Here is a 16,948-nt window from a genome sequence, read left to right as displayed (position 1 = left end):
AAGATCATATTACACAATACAGAAAAGAAAGAAAGCTTCATTTTGGATGCGATCACACGAAAAGCTTCAGGCAGCAGAGGGTGCTGTAGTTGATTGGCTCAAAGTTGGAGACTTTGCCAACGAGTAGCAAAGTAAATTTAATAAGGATCATGATCTATACGGTACCATTTGTCTTTATTAATTTCCTGATAATATCGGTCGGAACATTGGTCAAGAAGCACTTCGGTCTCCTGCAAATCTTTTTGAAGTTTTTTAACCCAAATAACGAGTAAGAGGATGATTATTGTGGCGATGATGTTATAAATTTTCAGGGTTTTCATAGGGTTTTTTTTGCGATGTAGATAAGGGCAAAGGTGATATAGTGGTAGCGAATGTGAAAGGGTGTTTAGACCCTTTTTCCCCGATAGCGCGGTTTTGCAATCCGTGACGATTTTCGATATAGAACAATATGAAATTGATGAAAACCCGATGTCGCCTATTTATAACCCGATGTTGCGGATTTATAATCCTGATTTGAAACCACACAAACATAAACCAGGCGACTCCAAATAGTTATTCTGGAGTTTTTTGCTTTAAAAAATACTAGAAAATCTTGACCATAGTTTGGGTTATTTTTTATTCCCGATGTCGCGGATTTGCAATCCGTGACGTTTTCTACAGTGCTTGTCAACATCAATTGCTTACTATATTTCTCCCGATGGCGCTTATTTGTATTCTTTGGCCACCTAATTTTGCAATATATCTTACGATGACTAAAAAATGATACCGCCCTTTCAGGGCTGAATTGGAACGGCTTGAATTTTCCATAGGGCTTCACCCTATGCTGATCGATGCCGCTACTTCGTAGCTGTAACCCGATGTCGCGGATTTGTAATCCGTGACGTTTTCAAGCGTGATTTTCTCCTGCTGCGCAAAGTCTCTGACTTTGAGCCACACTAGTCTCCCCCGCTGCGCAAAGTCACTGACTTTGAGCCCCCCGCTGCGCAAAGTCTCCGACTTTGAGCCACACTAGTCATCCCCGCTGCGCAAAGTCTCCCCTGCTGCGCAAAGTCTCCGACTCCCAGCTGCGCAAAGTCTCCTGCTGCGTCACCAGCTGCGCAAAGTCTCTGACTTTGAGCTCCTGCTGCGCAAAGTCTCGAGCTGCGCAAAGTCTCTGACTTTGAGCCCCACCATTTCATTCCTCATAACTATTATAAATCCAAAACTCACTGGTTTTGGCAGTATTAATCATCGGCGGATCCGCGAGTTCGATATTCACCAAACCTTTTCCCAAAACATAATTGCTTGCCGAGGAATAGATATAGTGTTGCGCTTTTTCAACCCAACCCGCCCTGATTGGATTAAAATGGATGTAGTTGAGCTTACCCCATAAAAAGGGCAAGGTGTATATTTCTTCCGCATGATTTCCATATTGCCAAAACTGATATGTTTTATTTCTCCCATGAGTTTCAGTTGCTTTTTTAAATCGTTCCAGCATCCACTCCCGTCGGCTTTCCGGTTCAGATTGTATGGTCTCTAAAATATTTTTTGCAGTGTATTTTTTGAAAGCCCTGATCAAATCAGATAATTTTGCATCCTTGGACTGAACAATTAAATGGAGATGATTGCTCATAATGACATAACCATACAAGAGCATTCCTTTTTCTTTAATACAATATTGCAAAGATGAAATCACGATATCTCTATAATTTTTCCGTGTAAAAACATCGATCCAATCTACTACGGTGCAAGTAATGAAATGTGGTTTTTCCTGGTCTCGAATTAGGTATCCATCTTTCATGTCTTTTATTTTTAATTTTGAAATTGTATTGACTGTAAAATAGTTATAGATGAAATTACTTAATTATTATTAATAACAGATTGTTGATAATGAATTGCTCAAAGTCGGAGACTTTGCGCAGCGAGGTTTACGTCTGGAGACTTTGCGCAGCGAGGCAGCGAGTGATTGTTGATAATGAATTGCTCAAAGTCGGAGACTTTGCGCAGCGAGGGTAGCGAGTGATTGTTGATCATGAATTGCTCAAAGTCGGAGACTTTGCGCAGCAGTGAGACTTTGCGCAGCGAGGTTTTCGCTAATTGTTCAATTTGTTATATTTACAAAGACTTTGTATTAAAGTCCCCGCCAACACAAATACCAACCATTGCTCACAATTTTCTAGTTTTATAAAATGAAATTTTTAAAGAAAAAACGTCTTATCCCTGTAGGAATAATTTTTTTAGCAGCACTGTTCGCAGGCGCTTACTTCTTTTACCAAATTCCCAATTATCAAAAAACATCGTAAAAAACCCAAACCAAGAAATAACAGAGATTATTTCTAAAGCCAAATCCTTAGAACAATCAGACCCGGAACAAGCTTTGGACCTGTTGTTTATTGCAGAAAAAATTGCTGCTACCCACCGTTTAGAACTGTTTCGCCCGTCGCTGCGCAAAGTCTCCGACTTTGAGCCACGCTATTTCCCGCTGGCGTGCATTTGTATTCGTTGACCATCTAATTTTTGCAATCTTGTCCTACGATGGCTAAAAAATGATACCGCCCCTTCAGGGCTGAATTGGAAACGCTTGTATTATCCATAGGGCTTCGCCCTATGCTGGTCGATGTCCCTACTTCGTAGCTGAAACTCCTAAAAGATCACTGCCTGTACTCATGAGCGTTGTGGACTCCGCTGTCGGTCAAAATCAACCCCCTGAAACCTTTTTTATGAACCTTTTTCCAAAACAGAACTTCACACAGAATTCCTTTTTTCTTTTTTCTGGCAGCAATGATTTTAAATATTTATTATAGGTCAGGTGCTCCACGAAACCTCCTTTTGCCCCAGCCCTAAAGGGTGGGAGATTTCTGGAGTTGGATATTAATTTATTACTCTCGAAATATTGTATGTTTCTATTAATAAACCTAATATTTCGATCTTATCTTTGCTAAAAGTCTTTCACCCTTTAGGGTCGGGAAAAAAGACTTTTAGGGCCGGAAAAAAGAGACTTTTAGGGATTTGTGGTAGGTGAAAATCATCCTGAAAATGGTTAAAGTGCTCAAAAGATAGCAAGAGGAATTTTCTATGAATAAAACGCCTGCTCATGATGCCTCAAAAACTTCCTAAACCATTCGAAACAAAAGCTATGTAAACATCACCTCATACCCGAATCTGGCAATCGACAGAAATATGACCAGCATAAACACATAGCGGATAAATCGGTTTCCTCTTTTAATCGCCAGTTTGGCGCCCATAAAGCCGCCCAATGCGTTACATGCCGCCATGGGAAGAGCAATGGACCAGATGATTTTTCCTTTCAGTAAGAATAGCGTAATAGAGCCTGCATTGGTGGCTAAATTAATCAGTTTAGCGTTGGTATTGGCATGAAGGAAATCCATGCCTAAGAGGGTGACAAAACCAAGAATAAAAAACGTGCCTGTTCCTGGACCGATGAAACCGTCATAAAACCCCACTGCAATACTCACGATACATCCGTTGATGACAGCGGTATGCCACGGAATCTGCTTTTCTTTTGCCTGCCCGAAGTTTTTTTTGAAAAACGTGTAAACAGCAAGAGCGATCAGGATGAATAATAGCACGGGTTTTATGAAATCGTTGCTGACGACCGTTAAAAGTTGCGATCCTAAAAATGCTGAAACAAATGCAATGAGCGACATGATGCCCAGCAACTTCCAGTTGATTTTTACATATTTAAGATATTGGCTGGTCGCGATAGCCGTACCGCTGAATGCAGGAATTTTAAGGGTTCCGATTACCGTAGAAACAGGAAGATGCGGTAAAAAAACCAAGGCCAAAGGAGTCTGAATTAGTCCGCCACCACCCACGATAGCATCAATAAATCCGGCACAGAATGCCGCGCCGCAGAGGTAGAATAAGAGTTCTGTTTCCAACAGTTTACATTTTTTTTCAAAGGTAAGTTTTAAAAGCGAAAATCTAAGGGTGGCCTTACGATTCCTATGGTTTATATCCTTACAGTAGCAGATCTTGGTACATGACGGCTGGTTATTTTAGTGAGACGGAAAAGAGTAGGGCTTTTGTGCAACTTTACATCTTTGTATCTCTCAAAATCATCCAATGGAAAGGCGTTAATAAACAGGTCGTTATAGGTTGGGTAGAATTAATGTATATGCATATATTTGAGTTGCTCACCATTATAAACGATGAGCATAATATGGCCGCGACTTAACGATTTCTATACTATTTTCACTCCTCGCACCAACAGGGATTTAATGGTGACAAGTGTATCGAAAGTCTGGCATAAAATGGCTATTAGTGTTAAATAGCGGCACGGATTGCAAATCTGCGCCATCAGACAAGTCTGCGCCATCGGTTACAAATCCCCGCTATCGGACTTACTTTTATTTAATTATTACTTTCTGAGAATAAATTTTAAGATGGTCAGATGAAATGGTAATGAAATAAATTCCCGATTTTAAGGTCGAAATATCGATGCTTAGATCGTCTTTAACCTTGGTTTCCAAAACTTTTCTTCCTTCAGCATTATTGATTTCTGCAGTGTTATTGTTGGTTTTTAAACCATCAATAAAAATCGTTCCAGAAGCCGGATTCGGATACATCTTAAAGGAACGCTGTGGGTGTTCTCCAGTTGCCATCGTCGTGGTGCTTATTTTGTAAATTTTGCCGTTATTTACGGAAGCTGCATAAAGTTCTTTGCCTGAATCTTCTCCGAATGTGGCAAAATTATTCCCTGTAAAGGCAGAGGTCCAAACTACAGAATTGTCTGCATTTAAAATTCCGATTTGGGAGGAACAGTAATCAGCAAAGATATATTTACCAACTAAGTCCGGGTAGGCAGTTCCGCGGTAAACATAGCCGCCTGTTATCGAGCATTTGCCACCGGTGTGATTATATACTGCAATAGGAAAAGTCATGGTGGAAAAGTCTGCACAGCCGGTTGTATTATAGGCACTATTGCCTTCGTAGCAGCGCCATCCATAATTGATGCCCGCCTGCGTTATCGGCATTCTGTTGATTTCTTCCGTCTGACTTTGCCCTACGTCGGCGATCATTGCATTTCCTGTTGCTGCATCGAAAGAAAACTTCCACGCGTTTCTAAGTCCATAAGACCAGATTTCATCCGCACCATCAATTCCCACAAATGGATTATCTGGTGGAATGTTATATGCTGCGGTAGAGTTTACATCAACTCTGAGTATTTTTCCCAACAGCGAATTTTTGTTTTGGCTGTTATTATTAGGATCTCCCGCACTTCCGCCGTCGCCTGTAGAAATCCATAATTTTCCGTCTGATGCAAAATGCATGCTGCCGCCGTTGTGGTTTTCAAAAGGTTTCGTGATATTGAGTACTATTTTTTCAGAAGCAGGCTCTGCTGTATCCGGATCTGCCGAATTCACCGAATATCTTGCAACGGTGATATTGCCCGCAGTGTTGTTGTAATATACGTAGAAATAACCATTGGTGGTATATTGGGGATGAAAAGCCAGCCCCAAAAGTCCTCTTTCTCCACTGAACGTTATTTTCGTGCTGATGTTCAGAAATGCAGTGGAATTGACTGTTCCGTTTGGCTGAATAATTTGGATGATTCCATTCTGCTGAACAACAAAAAGTCTGCTGTCATTGGCATGTGCGATCTCAACAGGACTTGTTAATCCTGAGGCAAATTCGGCAAGTACAATATCTTGTGAATAGAATAATACTGCAGAAAAAATTCCTGATAGAAGGAGTATTTTATTCATAATAAGTTGGTTTTTACGGTTTTGTGAGGTTAGTTGTTATTTTTATAAATAAAATATTAATTATGATTTATTGGGAATTTCCCGAGGTTGCGGATTTATTTTCCCGATGCCGAGGATTTGTAATCCGTGACTTTTTACACAGTATGTCTTTTGAGAAAGTATCTATAAATTATGAAGCAGTTATTTTATCTGCTTTCCGTAGCGGCGAATTGTAAATCCGCGCGATCTATTTGCGAATAACAAAAAAAAGGAACACTTCAAAAACGGATCCTTTTCTTTTTAATCAACTGTGTTTTACCATTACAAATATATTTATTGATTCTGTATCTGGTCAGCGTTAATAAACCTGATTTTAACTATTTAATTTAGTTTTATTTAACTAGTAATTTGAAGTGGCTGTTAAAATAGTGGGTGGATTATGGTTCGTAGTGAAATAAAGTTATTATCTGACGGCAACAATAAAAAAGGAGTTTAAAATTAATTAAACTCCTCAAACACAAATGATGAAAAAAAATATGAGTGTTTTGCAACACGTCATTACTTCAAATATATAAAATTATTTTGATTTGAAAAAATGAATGGAAGGGTAGGAGTGAAACAGGCACGTTGGTGGGTGAGGGATTCGGAGCAACGTGATTTGAAAAATAATTTTAATGTTAATTTCTTTTGTCTTTTCAAGACTTGGATCTCGTATTTTTATGTTTTATTTGTGTCGTCGAATCTTCGATTTCAAGACAAAAGAATATAAAAAAAAACTGTTGCGAAAAACTTTGTTGCGAAAAGTGTCTGACTTTGAACCTTGTTTCTTTCATTCTACCCCTATTTCTGAAACACCCATCAGCGGTTTTTTATTTTTACCCGTTTTCCAACTGGGCAGCGAAGGAATAGCGACAGCCGAAACTTTTAAAAACCGAAAATTCTCCTTTACTGAAAAGCGGGCTTTGTGGGTTCCTGTAGTGTACTCCTCTTCGGTAAGGAACTGAATTTTCTTTGCCAATTCCCTATAAGTCATGCCATCTGTGGAGCCCTGGATATGCACCGATTGTGGCAGAAAGATCCAATGTTTTTGATCTTCCAGAAAGTCAACAGTTATCGTATGCACCTGTTTTTCTTCAGAAAGATCCAGAGTCACTGAAAACCCATTTTCAAACAGCAGCCAGTTGTAACTGAAATCCTGAAATCCGTACATTCCGTCGGTGAGGGTGGCTTGTTTTTTAGCTGGATAATCGGGGATAAACGGAGTATGGAACTGCACGTTTGCACCTAGGGCCTTATTCTCAATAATGCCATTTTCAAAAATACGCTCCCATTCCTTGTAATAATCTGCGGGTGAGGCGCCTCCTTCCGAAAGTTCCTTTACACCAGAAGATTCAGCATTTTTTACAAATCTTTTTACTCTTAAGGGCAATCCTTCTCTGACGTTTAATTTACCGGAGCTGTTTCTTGTGAAGATACCATGTTTTTCAAGGCCGTAAAAGCGTGCCTGCTGTAGGTAAGTGTAATCAAACGCTAAACGAAGTTTTTGAATTCTTTGGCGGATCGTCGTGTTTCCTGCCAATTTTTCTGCCTCATCAAATTGGTTACTGAAGTCCTCCATATTCTCGGGCGTCAGATAGGAATTGTACTCATTTACTGGATTGCCATATATATCCAGGCTTCGGCCCGAGTCCTGAAGCGCTGCTTTCAGTTGGAGCATATATCCTTTAATGACCGGTGCGGCTTTCCCATAATAGCCATTAAGGAATTCATCGGTCAGGTCTGCGTCGCTCAGGTCGGCATCCCAAAGTTTACGGGAAAGGATATAAGTTTTCAATTCATTTTGATCGACGTAGGTGTGCCCGCCCATCTGTGCGAAAATTCCGCTGATCCCTTGGTTTTGATAGTAGGTCATATTCCCGCCGATATTGTGCACGTCCGGAAAAGGTGCTAAATAATGGGTAAACTGGGTATAATAATCCCAAATAAAAATACGGGAAGTCAGGCTTTGCCAACCCTTTAAAATTGTTCTGAAACTTGCTGCAGAAGGTTCTGTAGAAACCGGATGATTTCTGTAAATGTCTATATTACTGAGGAAAACGACAACATTGCTTCTGGGTTTCGTTTTTAGAGGTGGTTGCAGCGCAGCACCATACGCCAGGGTCGTGAAAGTTTTTTCTGGATAATGTGCTGCGACTTTATTCACAAAGCGAGTAAGGGAGCCCTGCGGACCTCCTTCCTCATCATCGGTCTTTCGACAAAGGTCGCATTCGCAGTAATTGTTGTTGTCATTGGGACTTACTGACCAGTATCTGGCCGTTGGATTTTCCTTAAAGTAATGGTCCAGCGTATTATAAGTAAGTTGCAGAACGTCTTCACTGGACAGGCACAGTTGATCCGTACGGCGCTTACCATCGACCAGGGAAAAATATTCGGGATGGCGGCTGAATAGGGAAGAAGGGACCAGTTTGCTGAAGGAGTGTCCCCATAACCCCCATAAATCATCCAGGTGATGTAGTCCGTACCATTCCATATATTCGGGGTCATTTTCTGCGGTGCTGTACACTTCCCGATACTCAAATGAGGGAGTCTTTTCCACGTAAATCGGAAACTGGATTTTCAAATTCGGGATTTTGGGACACTCTGCTTTTTCGTTAGGCGCCCATTTTCTGCAGTGCAGATAATGCGTTATAAAGTAATAAACACCATAAAGCGTACTCTTTCCATCTTCGCCGCGGATCAGAATTTCCTTTCCTTTACTTTTAATGGTAAAACTTTCTGCGGAATTTTCTTTTTCTGGAACAGAAGTCTTCCCAATATTGATGTACGGTTTTGACTCTTCTCTGATTCGGGTAATAGGGAGTTGCACGCGGGTAACCCGATAAAAATAGTGCTGCAGTACTTCAGCAGCTTTCTGCTCTGTGGCAGAAGCATTTTCAGCAAGGAGTATCTGATAGCTGGAATAACCGCCCTGCGCGAGTTGCACGCCCTGTTCGGCAGCTTTAAAAAGACTGCTCATCGAAATGGTTAAGATTAATAAAAAGAAGTAGCGCATCTATTGATTTAGAAATCATAAAATAAATTGAGATAAAAATCGAACTGATTAAATTTTCGACCGATACTGTAATTATTTCTGTTGTAAACCGAGGAGGCTGAAAGTTTGAAAGGTTTTAGGTTTTTTTCATATCCCAAACCTACAAAGAAAGATTCATTGCTGATGAACCCCTCTGAGAAATCAATGTTTTTGCTGTCCGGTGCATTACCAAAGCCGGTCATCAGAGAAAAATAATCTCTTTTTTCATTAAAGAAATTTTTCCAGGATAAGATATTGGCGTAATAAAATTCGTTCTGTGTAAAGGTGAAGAAATTGCGGAACGTTACTAAGTTATTCCCAAATTCCTTGGCCGCACCTATAACGGGTGTAAAAAGACTGAAGTTTTCTGCAGATAAATACTTAACTCCAGTTTCGAGTTCCCATCCCTTCTTCAATGCGCTGTAAAAGGAATAAGAAGCTTCGAAGCCGGGAAACATTTTTTGATCGGAGACGCTTGCCCCAACAAAAGAGTAATGTTTTTTACCGTGTTTGATGTAGGCTTCCAGATCGTATTTGGTACTTGACGTTTTTGCACGCGCCCTGATGTTGACCCTTCCGATGACCGTCACGTTTTCATTATTAATTCTCCTCAGATACTGCACAGAAGTGATGCTCATTGTCGATAAGCCACTGTCATAAACGCTCTGAAGATGCATGATGCCGATTTGATTCTGCTTCTTCTCAGAAAGAGAATCTTTTTGTTGTTTTACAGAAGTTCCTATTAAGGTTGTTCCCTGATTTTGGATAACCATTGCTGAATCAGAAGTCTCGCTTTGGGCGAAAATTGCTCCAGAAATAAACAGGGTGAAAAAAAGAAGTGTTTTACAGTCCATTTTTTTAACTTGATTTGAATTAATTGTTTTTAGAAAATCCCTTTCTCGTCATTTCTCCCCATACCTTTTTCTTACCGATCAACTCATCATAATACCCCCTGAGGCCACAATAGATAATGAGCGGATGATATAAAAAAGGTTCCAGAAAAGCCATCGCGGAGATTCCTAAAGTGGTGCTTCCCGATTTATAATAATTAAATATTTTTCGGTCCATGAACACTGAGGAAAAACTTAAGGCGATATAAAAAGTCATTATGGTAAATGTCGTCATTAATAACCCTACTAAAAGCGTTTTATAAATAAAAAGAAAATAGAAGAAAATTAGAATACCGCTAATTTCGACAAACGGAGATAGAAATTCAAAAAAAAGATTGTAGGGGTAAATGATGAAGCCCATTTTTCCGTATTTGGGATTGAATAAAACCCTGCGGTTCTTTTTTAAAATCTGAAATAGTCCGCGTGCCCATCGTACACGCTGCCTGATAAGAATTTTCAAAGTATCGGGACCTTCCGTCCAGCAAAGCGTCTGAGGGATACTGCGGATACAGTATTCCTGCTTGTTCTCCTGCATGTGAACCACCAGGCGGAATATCAAATCCATATCCTCGCCTAAGGAATGTTTATCATAGCCGCCAATATTTAAAACAATTTCTTTATCGAAAAGGCCCAATCCTCCGGAGATATTGGGCAAAGCATTCATATAAGACCAGGCCATTTTTCCGAGGATAAAAGAACGGATGTATTCCAGTTCCTGAAAACGAACCAGGATATTTTTCGGTGCTTTAATCTCTTCAAGAGTTCCGCGGTTCACAATACTGCTGTTGGACATTCGAAGGGTTGCGCCCACGCCAATGCACCGTTTCTTTTCATTGAGCACAACTTCCATCATGAGATTAAGTGCATCAAAATCTAAAATACAGTCCACGTCGATGTTTAGAAAATAATCATACTTCGCAATATTTAATCCGGCATTGATGGCATCTGCTTTTCCGCCTCCATTGATTTTGTCTACGACAACCAGACTCTTATACGCTAAATCCCGCGAACGGTATATTTTTTTAATAGGCTCACAGGGGATAATGGTCTCGAAAACATAATGGCTTTCAACAAGATCGAATTTTGCAATCATTTTTTCTAATGTATCATCTTTACTTCCATCGTTCACCACGATCAACTCAAATTTATGGTAGTTTAGCGACAGTAGGGAATGCACATTATCAATTATGGTCACTGATTCATTATAAGCTCCCGTAATAATACTGATGCCTGGTGCATCATTCATTACCGATAACTGTAAGCCCTGGTTGAACTTCCGAATAAAAAGAAACCTTCTGATTGCAATATAAGATACGATATTGATGATCAAAAAAGTACTGAATACCAATACTGCTATGGAAGTAATAAAAAGATAAAAACCCTTCGAATATAAAATGTTTTCAATGAAGTCGATGAGATAATTAATAAAGTCCATCAAAATAGTGTTATTGATTATGAATGTGTAATTCCTTCTCCAGGGTCGGGAAATTAACCGATGGGATCATAGATTCCGAAGTGGCCCGCTTTAAAGCAATAATGATCGCTTTTCTTAAATTAACGCTACTTTCTTTTTCTAAGGCTTCTTTTAGAAAATCGGTTACCTGTACTGTATGGTGGGTCATGTATCCAAGGCTTTTAATAATTTCTCTTTTACACCTTATGTCTTTTTCTATGCCATATAGTTCCATTAATATCGGAGGGGAGGTATTATAGTTTAGTTTTCCTAAATTATTAATCATTTCAAACCGAAGTGCACAATCAGGCGTAGTTAGCATTGGGTGTATCTTTTCGGCAGCATTTTGCTGATAATAATAAGAGGCTAAATCCATTGCTAAAATAATGACCGTGGGTTGGTATTCCGGACTAATCCATTGAGCGAAATGAGGTTTCCTAAGGTCAGTTCTGTTAATGATCAATTGGAAATAGGTGAGGTTCTTCCATTTTGTAAATGAATCTTCATTAAAGCTGAAAAAGTCGTAGATGTTATCATTATATATTGTTAACGTATAAGAATTGGCCAGTTCTCGAATCATGCTGTTTTTACTTTTTTGAAACCTTACCATTGTTTCGCGTTTTACCGGTACTTTAAATCTTGTGAGTTCATCTATTGCGTGAATGATCCTGGAAGTAGAGCTGCTCGAGAGTTCTTTTATTTTTTGTTCCTGCAGACCAAGTAAACTATAAATTTTCACGATATTTTTACCTTCATTTCCATCCAGAAAACAGGAGTAGTGCGTGAGGCATTCAATAAAAACTTTCCGAATCCTTTTTTGTCGTTGAACGCCCAATGCTATGAAAGGGGCTAAGTCGTTCAGTTCAATATCGCTCTTATCCAACAGGAGTTCACGAAGTAATTTCATCAACCTGGCCTCTAACTTTTCTTTCCTCTTCTTATAAATTGAGGAAGATAAATTGTAGAGATAAACTAAAATTACCCCCAGTACAATGATAAAAAAATTGAACAGGATCAAATACAACAGATACCGGGGAAAGTCTGAAAGGAATCTATTCACGATCCTCTTTTTTTATGAGTTCATTCAGTTTTGCAATTCTACAGATCATCTCCATTGGCTGAAAAGGCTTCTTAATCATATCGTCAATGCCCATTTGATAAAGCCTGTACATGTTGTCTGCCGTGAAATTATTGGAGATAACGACGATTTTGGTGTGTTGTAAGTCTTCTCTGCTGCGAATTAAACTGATGATTTCGAATCCTGAATAATACTGAAGCAGAATATTAATAATTAAGATGTCGAATTTTTTAGTGTTTAATAAATCGAGTGCACTTTTTCCGTCTGATACGGAAATGGTGTCATACCCTTCTCTTTTTAAAACATGTAGGATGGAGTATCTGATGATTTCATTTTTCTCCACAATTAATATTTTGTTCTTCATAGAATTACGTCAACGCAAATATATTAATACACAAGTTAAGCAATTTTTCCATATCCATAAAAATGAAAAAGAGAAGCCACTTTAGGGGTGACTCCTCTTTTAAAATTATGTATTCTTTCGGAATTATAATTTATGATTTGTATCTGAATAGGTTCCTGTTATCGTAGAAGTCCCATTCTTAGTCACTTTCCCGTGGATTGTAATGGTTGATCCGGTTCCTACAAATTCGATTTTAGAACCTTGGTTTAAAGTAAGGTCGCCGAAAATAGTTACGTTACCCTTAACTTTTAATGTTCCGTTACTGTTCAAAGTCATATTCCCGTACGTCGTTAAATCACCTTCCAGGTTGAACAGTGAACCACTGTTGATATTTAAAGCATTCCAAGGGTTCTGCTGACTTCCTTGGTAGAGTTTCCCATACATATTGAAGGTCGCGTTGCTGTTGACATTTACTCCTTCCGTCGCGGTAAGCGCTCCGCACCAACTTAGCATTTGGTTAACGTTTATCCCTTTAAGGCTTTTGGTGCCTCCAAACTCAAGGGTTTGTCCTGAGTTTACATTCAGCCATTCTCCGCCTGTATATTGTGCATAAGAACTGCAGTTGACCACTCCGTTTTCGGGAGCAACATATTTAATAATTTTCAGTCCTGTTCCGGAAGCCACAAAAATATAGTCACCTTTACTCATTACATAGTTCGAAGAACCCTGTAAATCAATAGATCCCAATAGATCCAGTTGTCCGGCTTTGTTTTCATAGACATATAAACCGGCTCCTCCATTGGCCACAAATACTTTATCTGCATTCACAGAAACACCGTTGGTTACAATGTCCTGCTCATCCACACCCGGTACTGCTGTCGGTAAAGGAAGAGTCTGAATTTTCGTTCCCGAGTTCAAATTATAAACCGCTACGCCATTTTTACCCTGAGAAACCAAGAGTTTTTCGCCCATAAAATCGATGGTTCTCTTTGCTTCTGCGATATCGGTATACGCCGCAAAAGAAGAAACTGGAGTCAGTCCGTTGGCATCAAATACTTTAACGCCGTCTGTTCCGCTCAATACAACAATTTTATTTCCGTTAATTCCTACAGCGCGAAGATCTGGAAGCGAGATGCTGAATTCTATTTTATTATCCGCTTTATTCAATTGGCTTAAAGTTCCCGTGGCGCCAGATACTGCATAGTACCTAGCGGTGTTGGTCGTTACATCGGTCCCTACTTTTCCGGGAAGAGCGGTATTGACGAAACTGTTGCTGAGTAAACCACCGCTAAGCGTCATTCTGGCTACAAATGCGGCCGTTTTAGTGTTGGATACATCTACGTCAGTAGCACCTGCGACATACAATTCCCCGTTATCATAACGAACTGCACTGATGTCAATATTAGGTGTTATCGCCTGCATTACCAATTTTGGGACATTTGGATTGGTGATGTCGATCACCTCAATTGCTCCTAAATAAGAAGGTCCTTCTGTATTGTAGGACACGTAAGCGTAGTTTCCTTCCACTGCCACATGCGTAGCACGAAGTGTTTTTCCTTCATAAACAGGAGGTGCCAATTCAGCCACCAAGACCAATGGGAAATCTCCTGCTCGTGCAACATCACCTCTGTGACCCAACCCCATATTCAGGTTTAGAATACCTGAATTTTTGAAATCGATTCTTTTGCTTAATAAATTAACATCGGAATTGAGGATAAGGTCATTGTTGTTGGACGCTGCATTTTCTAATTCTACTCCGTCCTGTCTACACGATACTGCAAACAGAAGGGAAGTTACTCCCAGAATACTAAGTATTTTTTTTATCATAATGATTTTTTTATTATCTAATTTGCGGATTTGGTACGCTGGTGAAACATGATATGGTGGGTCATGTTTCACCAGTTGTTTTTTTGCGGCCGCAAATATACAGTAAATTTTGATTTAAAAAAAATGCCATTTATTTTTTTTAGATGGTTTCATGGGTATTCTATTCAGACGCGGTAATTTTAGGAATATAAAATACTTTAAACAATAATCAATTTTAAGGACATTTGTTACATTGCTTCGTAGAGTGTATAACGTGATTGACATTCCCCAAACTACGGAACGATTGCATCTTGAGGTCAGGCTTACCTACGATGCTTTTTCTATTATAAAATGCCATTCTGCTCTCCCAAGTCTCCGCTGCTGCACAAAGTCTCTGACTTTGAGCCATAATAAACTCTCTCTTCATAATTATTATATTTCTAAAACAAAGTTCCAAAGTCTCCCGACTCAGGAGCCTTATTTTTGGGAGGTGCATTTTTTTTAAGAAGAGAGTATTACTCTGGCAGATGAATACGGGTACAGTCTATAAATGCTCCGAAGTTAATATGCTGGGGAGAGCGGGGAAGTTCTTTTGTTTGACGACGTCGAATCTCCGATTTCAAGACAAAAGAACTAAAAAATGAAAACCTTTTGTATCGAAGACTATATTGTGTATTACTCCTTTTTTGAACGTTTAACCTCTTACAAGTGAAAAAAAACTTTTGTTGCTTTTGTGATTGAAATTTTCACCCATTAAAAAATGAGTATCCCGAAAGCTGTCATTTTTTCTTGCATCGTTTCACTACATGGGGTTTTGGACTTTTAAAAAAAAAGAAATATGTCGCTTTTCCTTCTTTTAAGAATAGTCTGTATATCTCTTTTATTTCTCTTGTTGTTATGAATTTATTTTGATTTTTAACACAAATTGGCATAGAACTTGAAAGTGGGTTAGGCGCCTTTAAAAATTAAAATAGGATCCTTACAAGGGCAGTAAAATAGAAATTAATAAATAATTTAGATATGAAATTAAATTTAACAAGTTTGGCATTAGCGGTAATTTTACCGACAGCCGTATTTGCGCAGGATTCAATACAGAGTTCTACAGGTAATTATCCCAATGCATATACCTCCGGGTCTGCAGATGTTTCCACTTTCACTCAGGAATCAAAACGATTCAATGACTGGGCAATTTCTGCAGGGGCAGGTATTCCGTTGATGCATTCCGCTGATTTGAATTCTCTTAAAGAATTTGGAGCGGGTAAAAACCTTATCGGATACTCAGCATATTTTAGTGTTGACAAAGCAATTACGCACGCTTTCGGTTTGAAATTACAGTACGACAGAGGAGAAACAAGACAAGGGTTTGTGAACACTAAAGATAATGTGGCTTCGTTAAGTGGTGATGGAGCAAGAACGCAGTACGATGCGATATCGATCTTAGGTGATGTGAATTTTTCTAACCTGTTGAGAAGAGTGGATAACAAATCTCCATACCGCTGGGCTTTACACGGATATGCAGGTGTTGGCACTTTGGCTTACAAAGCCTACCGTCAAAATGCTGGTCCAGCTTATAACCAACAATTGGTGAAAGAAGTGAAACCTTTCAAACTTGGAAGTCTGTTCGGACAGGCCGGTGCAGGTTTAAAATTCCGTGCGTCCCGCTCTTTAGATCTTGAAGCAAGAGGAATGTATGTATATACCGGAGATGATACTTTCGACGGTGCTCGAAGATCAGTAAATGATAACTCGTCAGATAATTTCTTCAATTTGACTTTAGGTGCTACCTTGAATTTAGGAAAACATGCTTCTCACTTATTCTGGCATGATCCATTGCAGGAAATGTATTACAGAGCGGATGTATTGGCTGCTAAAATCGATGATGTTGAAGTGTGTAAATCAGGTGATGCAGACAACGATGGGGTGTGTGATGACTGGGATAGACAATTGGATACTCCTGCCGGAGCGAGAGTTGATGGTGCTGGTGTAGCATTGGATATCGATTTAGATGGTGTTATTGATTTATACGACAAATGTGTTACTGTTCCGGGACCTGTTGAAAACAATGGTTGTCCTATGAACGCTTCATCAGTGGTAGGTGATAATGCCAGAGTGCTGGAAGGAATTGAATTTGATTTGAATTCTGACCGCATTTTACCGTCCAATACGCCTATCCTTAATAATGCGGCCAACTATATCAATTCTTCTGCTGGAGCCTACAACGTGATCGGTGGAACGGATACTTCAGGTAGTGCTGTTTATAATCAGAAACTTTCTGAAAGAAGAGCCAATAACGTTAAAAATTATTTGATCCAAAATGGCGTAAGTTCAGGTAAACTTGATGCGATAGGAAGAGGTGAGACCAACCTTAAATATCCGGAATGTAACCCAGCGAGCAAATGTCCGGAATGGAAAAACAGAGCAAACAGAAGAGTTTATTTTGAAGCAAAATAATATTTTTATGTTTTAAGATTCTAAAGAAAGCCACGATTCCGTGGCTTTCTTTGTTTGATGAATAGTGGTTGGTTGTCTGGATGACTGCTGGACCATCCACCCCTTTCGGATCCCTTTCCAGGGGGAGGGGAATTAGCGATTCTGTGTGTTTAGTGTTTTTTTTGTGATGA

At 39.4% G+C, this 16,948-nt stretch carries 12 protein-coding genes; 2 read left to right on the top strand and 10 right to left on the bottom strand.

Going from position 1 to position 16,948, the window contains the following annotated elements:
* Positions 1 to 137 precede the first annotated feature (137 nt).
* Complete coding sequence (locus PUH65_RS07615; RefSeq protein WP_305519309.1) at positions 138 to 320, bottom strand: hypothetical protein; 183 nt, start codon at positions 318 to 320, stop codon at positions 138 to 140.
* A gap of 61 nt (positions 321 to 381) precedes the next feature.
* Here PUH65_RS07615 and PUH65_RS07610 point away from each other — a divergent pair, with 61 nt between their 5' ends.
* Positions 382 to 552, top strand: coding sequence for a hypothetical protein (locus PUH65_RS07610; RefSeq protein ID WP_305519307.1), 171 nt, complete (start codon positions 382 to 384; stop codon positions 550 to 552).
* A gap of 622 nt (positions 553 to 1,174) precedes the next feature.
* Here PUH65_RS07610 and PUH65_RS07605 read toward each other — a convergent pair.
* The 9 genes from PUH65_RS07605 to PUH65_RS07565 all read right to left on the bottom strand — a co-directional run bounded on the left by PUH65_RS07605 (position 1,175) and on the right by PUH65_RS07565 (position 14,348).
* A complete protein-coding gene (locus PUH65_RS07605; RefSeq protein ID WP_305519305.1) occupies positions 1,175 to 1,780 on the bottom strand; it encodes a transposase in 606 nt (201 codons plus the stop codon).
* 1,333 nt (positions 1,781 to 3,113) lie between these two features.
* The gene (locus tag PUH65_RS07600; RefSeq protein ID WP_305519303.1) at positions 3,114 to 3,881 is read right to left on the bottom strand and encodes a TSUP family transporter; all 768 of its coding nucleotides are present in this window, start codon (positions 3,879 to 3,881) and stop codon (positions 3,114 to 3,116) included.
* A gap of 468 nt (positions 3,882 to 4,349) precedes the next feature.
* Positions 4,350 to 5,708 carry a PQQ-dependent sugar dehydrogenase gene (locus PUH65_RS07595; protein ID WP_305519301.1) on the bottom strand — a complete coding sequence of 453 codons (1,359 nt, stop codon included), beginning with the start codon at positions 5,706 to 5,708 and terminating at the stop codon, positions 4,350 to 4,352.
* 808 nt (positions 5,709 to 6,516) lie between these two features.
* A complete protein-coding gene (locus tag PUH65_RS07590; RefSeq protein ID WP_305519298.1) occupies positions 6,517 to 8,553 on the bottom strand; it encodes a DUF4838 domain-containing protein in 2,037 nt (678 codons plus the stop codon).
* Between the two features lie 194 nt (positions 8,554 to 8,747).
* On the bottom strand, positions 8,748 to 9,611 hold the full coding sequence (locus PUH65_RS07585; protein WP_305519297.1) for a YaiO family outer membrane beta-barrel protein: 864 nt from the start codon (positions 9,609 to 9,611) through the stop codon (positions 8,748 to 8,750).
* A 19-nt stretch (positions 9,612 to 9,630) separates the two neighbouring features.
* Positions 9,631 to 11,082: a glycosyltransferase gene (locus tag PUH65_RS07580; protein ID WP_305519296.1), complete on the bottom strand. Its 1,452-nt coding sequence runs from the start codon at positions 11,080 to 11,082 to the stop codon at positions 9,631 to 9,633.
* 10 nt (positions 11,083 to 11,092) lie between these two features.
* Entirely contained in the window at positions 11,093 to 12,007 is a 915-nt protein-coding gene (locus PUH65_RS07575) for a HEAT repeat domain-containing protein (protein WP_305519295.1), read from the bottom strand.
* Between the two features lie 145 nt (positions 12,008 to 12,152).
* Positions 12,153 to 12,542, bottom strand: coding sequence for a PleD family two-component system response regulator (locus PUH65_RS07570; RefSeq protein ID WP_305519294.1), 390 nt, complete (start codon positions 12,540 to 12,542; stop codon positions 12,153 to 12,155).
* 123 nt (positions 12,543 to 12,665) lie between these two features.
* Positions 12,666 to 14,348, bottom strand: coding sequence for a PQQ-binding-like beta-propeller repeat protein (locus PUH65_RS07565; protein ID WP_305519293.1), 1,683 nt, complete (start codon positions 14,346 to 14,348; stop codon positions 12,666 to 12,668).
* A 999-nt stretch (positions 14,349 to 15,347) separates the two neighbouring features.
* Between PUH65_RS07565 and PUH65_RS07560 the strand changes: the two genes are divergently transcribed.
* Positions 15,348 to 16,778 (top strand): OmpA family protein, encoded by a 1,431-nt coding sequence (locus PUH65_RS07560; RefSeq protein WP_305519292.1) that lies wholly within the window; start codon positions 15,348 to 15,350, stop codon positions 16,776 to 16,778.
* Positions 16,779 to 16,948 lie beyond the last annotated feature (170 nt).

Origin of the sequence: Kaistella sp. SH40-3 (genome assembly GCF_030686865.1) — a bacterium.
In the GTDB taxonomy this organism is placed as follows: Bacteria; Bacteroidota; Bacteroidia; order Flavobacteriales; family Weeksellaceae; genus Kaistella.
This window is presented reverse-complemented; position numbering and strand designations above follow the sequence as displayed.

What these genes read in the sequence shown, in the direction of transcription:
- PUH65_RS07615 (WP_305519309.1), bottom strand. Translation starts at nt 320, where the DNA reads ATGAAAACCCTGAAAATTTATAACATCATCGCCACAATAATCATCCTC.
- PUH65_RS07605 (WP_305519305.1), bottom strand. Translation starts at nt 1,780, where the DNA reads ATGAAAGATGGATACCTAATTCGAGACCAGGAAAAACCACATTTCATT.
- PUH65_RS07595 (WP_305519301.1), bottom strand. Translation starts at nt 5,708, where the DNA reads ATGAATAAAATACTCCTTCTATCAGGAATTTTTTCTGCAGTATTATTC.
- PUH65_RS07585 (WP_305519297.1), bottom strand. Translation starts at nt 9,611, where the DNA reads ATGGACTGTAAAACACTTCTTTTTTTCACCCTGTTTATTTCTGGAGCA.
- PUH65_RS07580 (WP_305519296.1), bottom strand. Translation starts at nt 11,082, where the DNA reads ATGGACTTTATTAATTATCTCATCGACTTCATTGAAAACATTTTATAT.
- PUH65_RS07575 (WP_305519295.1), bottom strand. Translation starts at nt 12,007, where the DNA reads ATGAAATTACTTCGTGAACTCCTGTTGGATAAGAGCGATATTGAACTG.
- PUH65_RS07570 (WP_305519294.1), bottom strand. Translation starts at nt 12,542, where the DNA reads ATGAAGAACAAAATATTAATTGTGGAGAAAAATGAAATCATCAGATAC.
- PUH65_RS07565 (WP_305519293.1), bottom strand. Translation starts at nt 14,348, where the DNA reads ATGATAAAAAAAATACTTAGTATTCTGGGAGTAACTTCCCTTCTGTTT.
- PUH65_RS07560 (WP_305519292.1), top strand. Translation starts at nt 15,348, where the DNA reads ATGAAATTAAATTTAACAAGTTTGGCATTAGCGGTAATTTTACCGACA.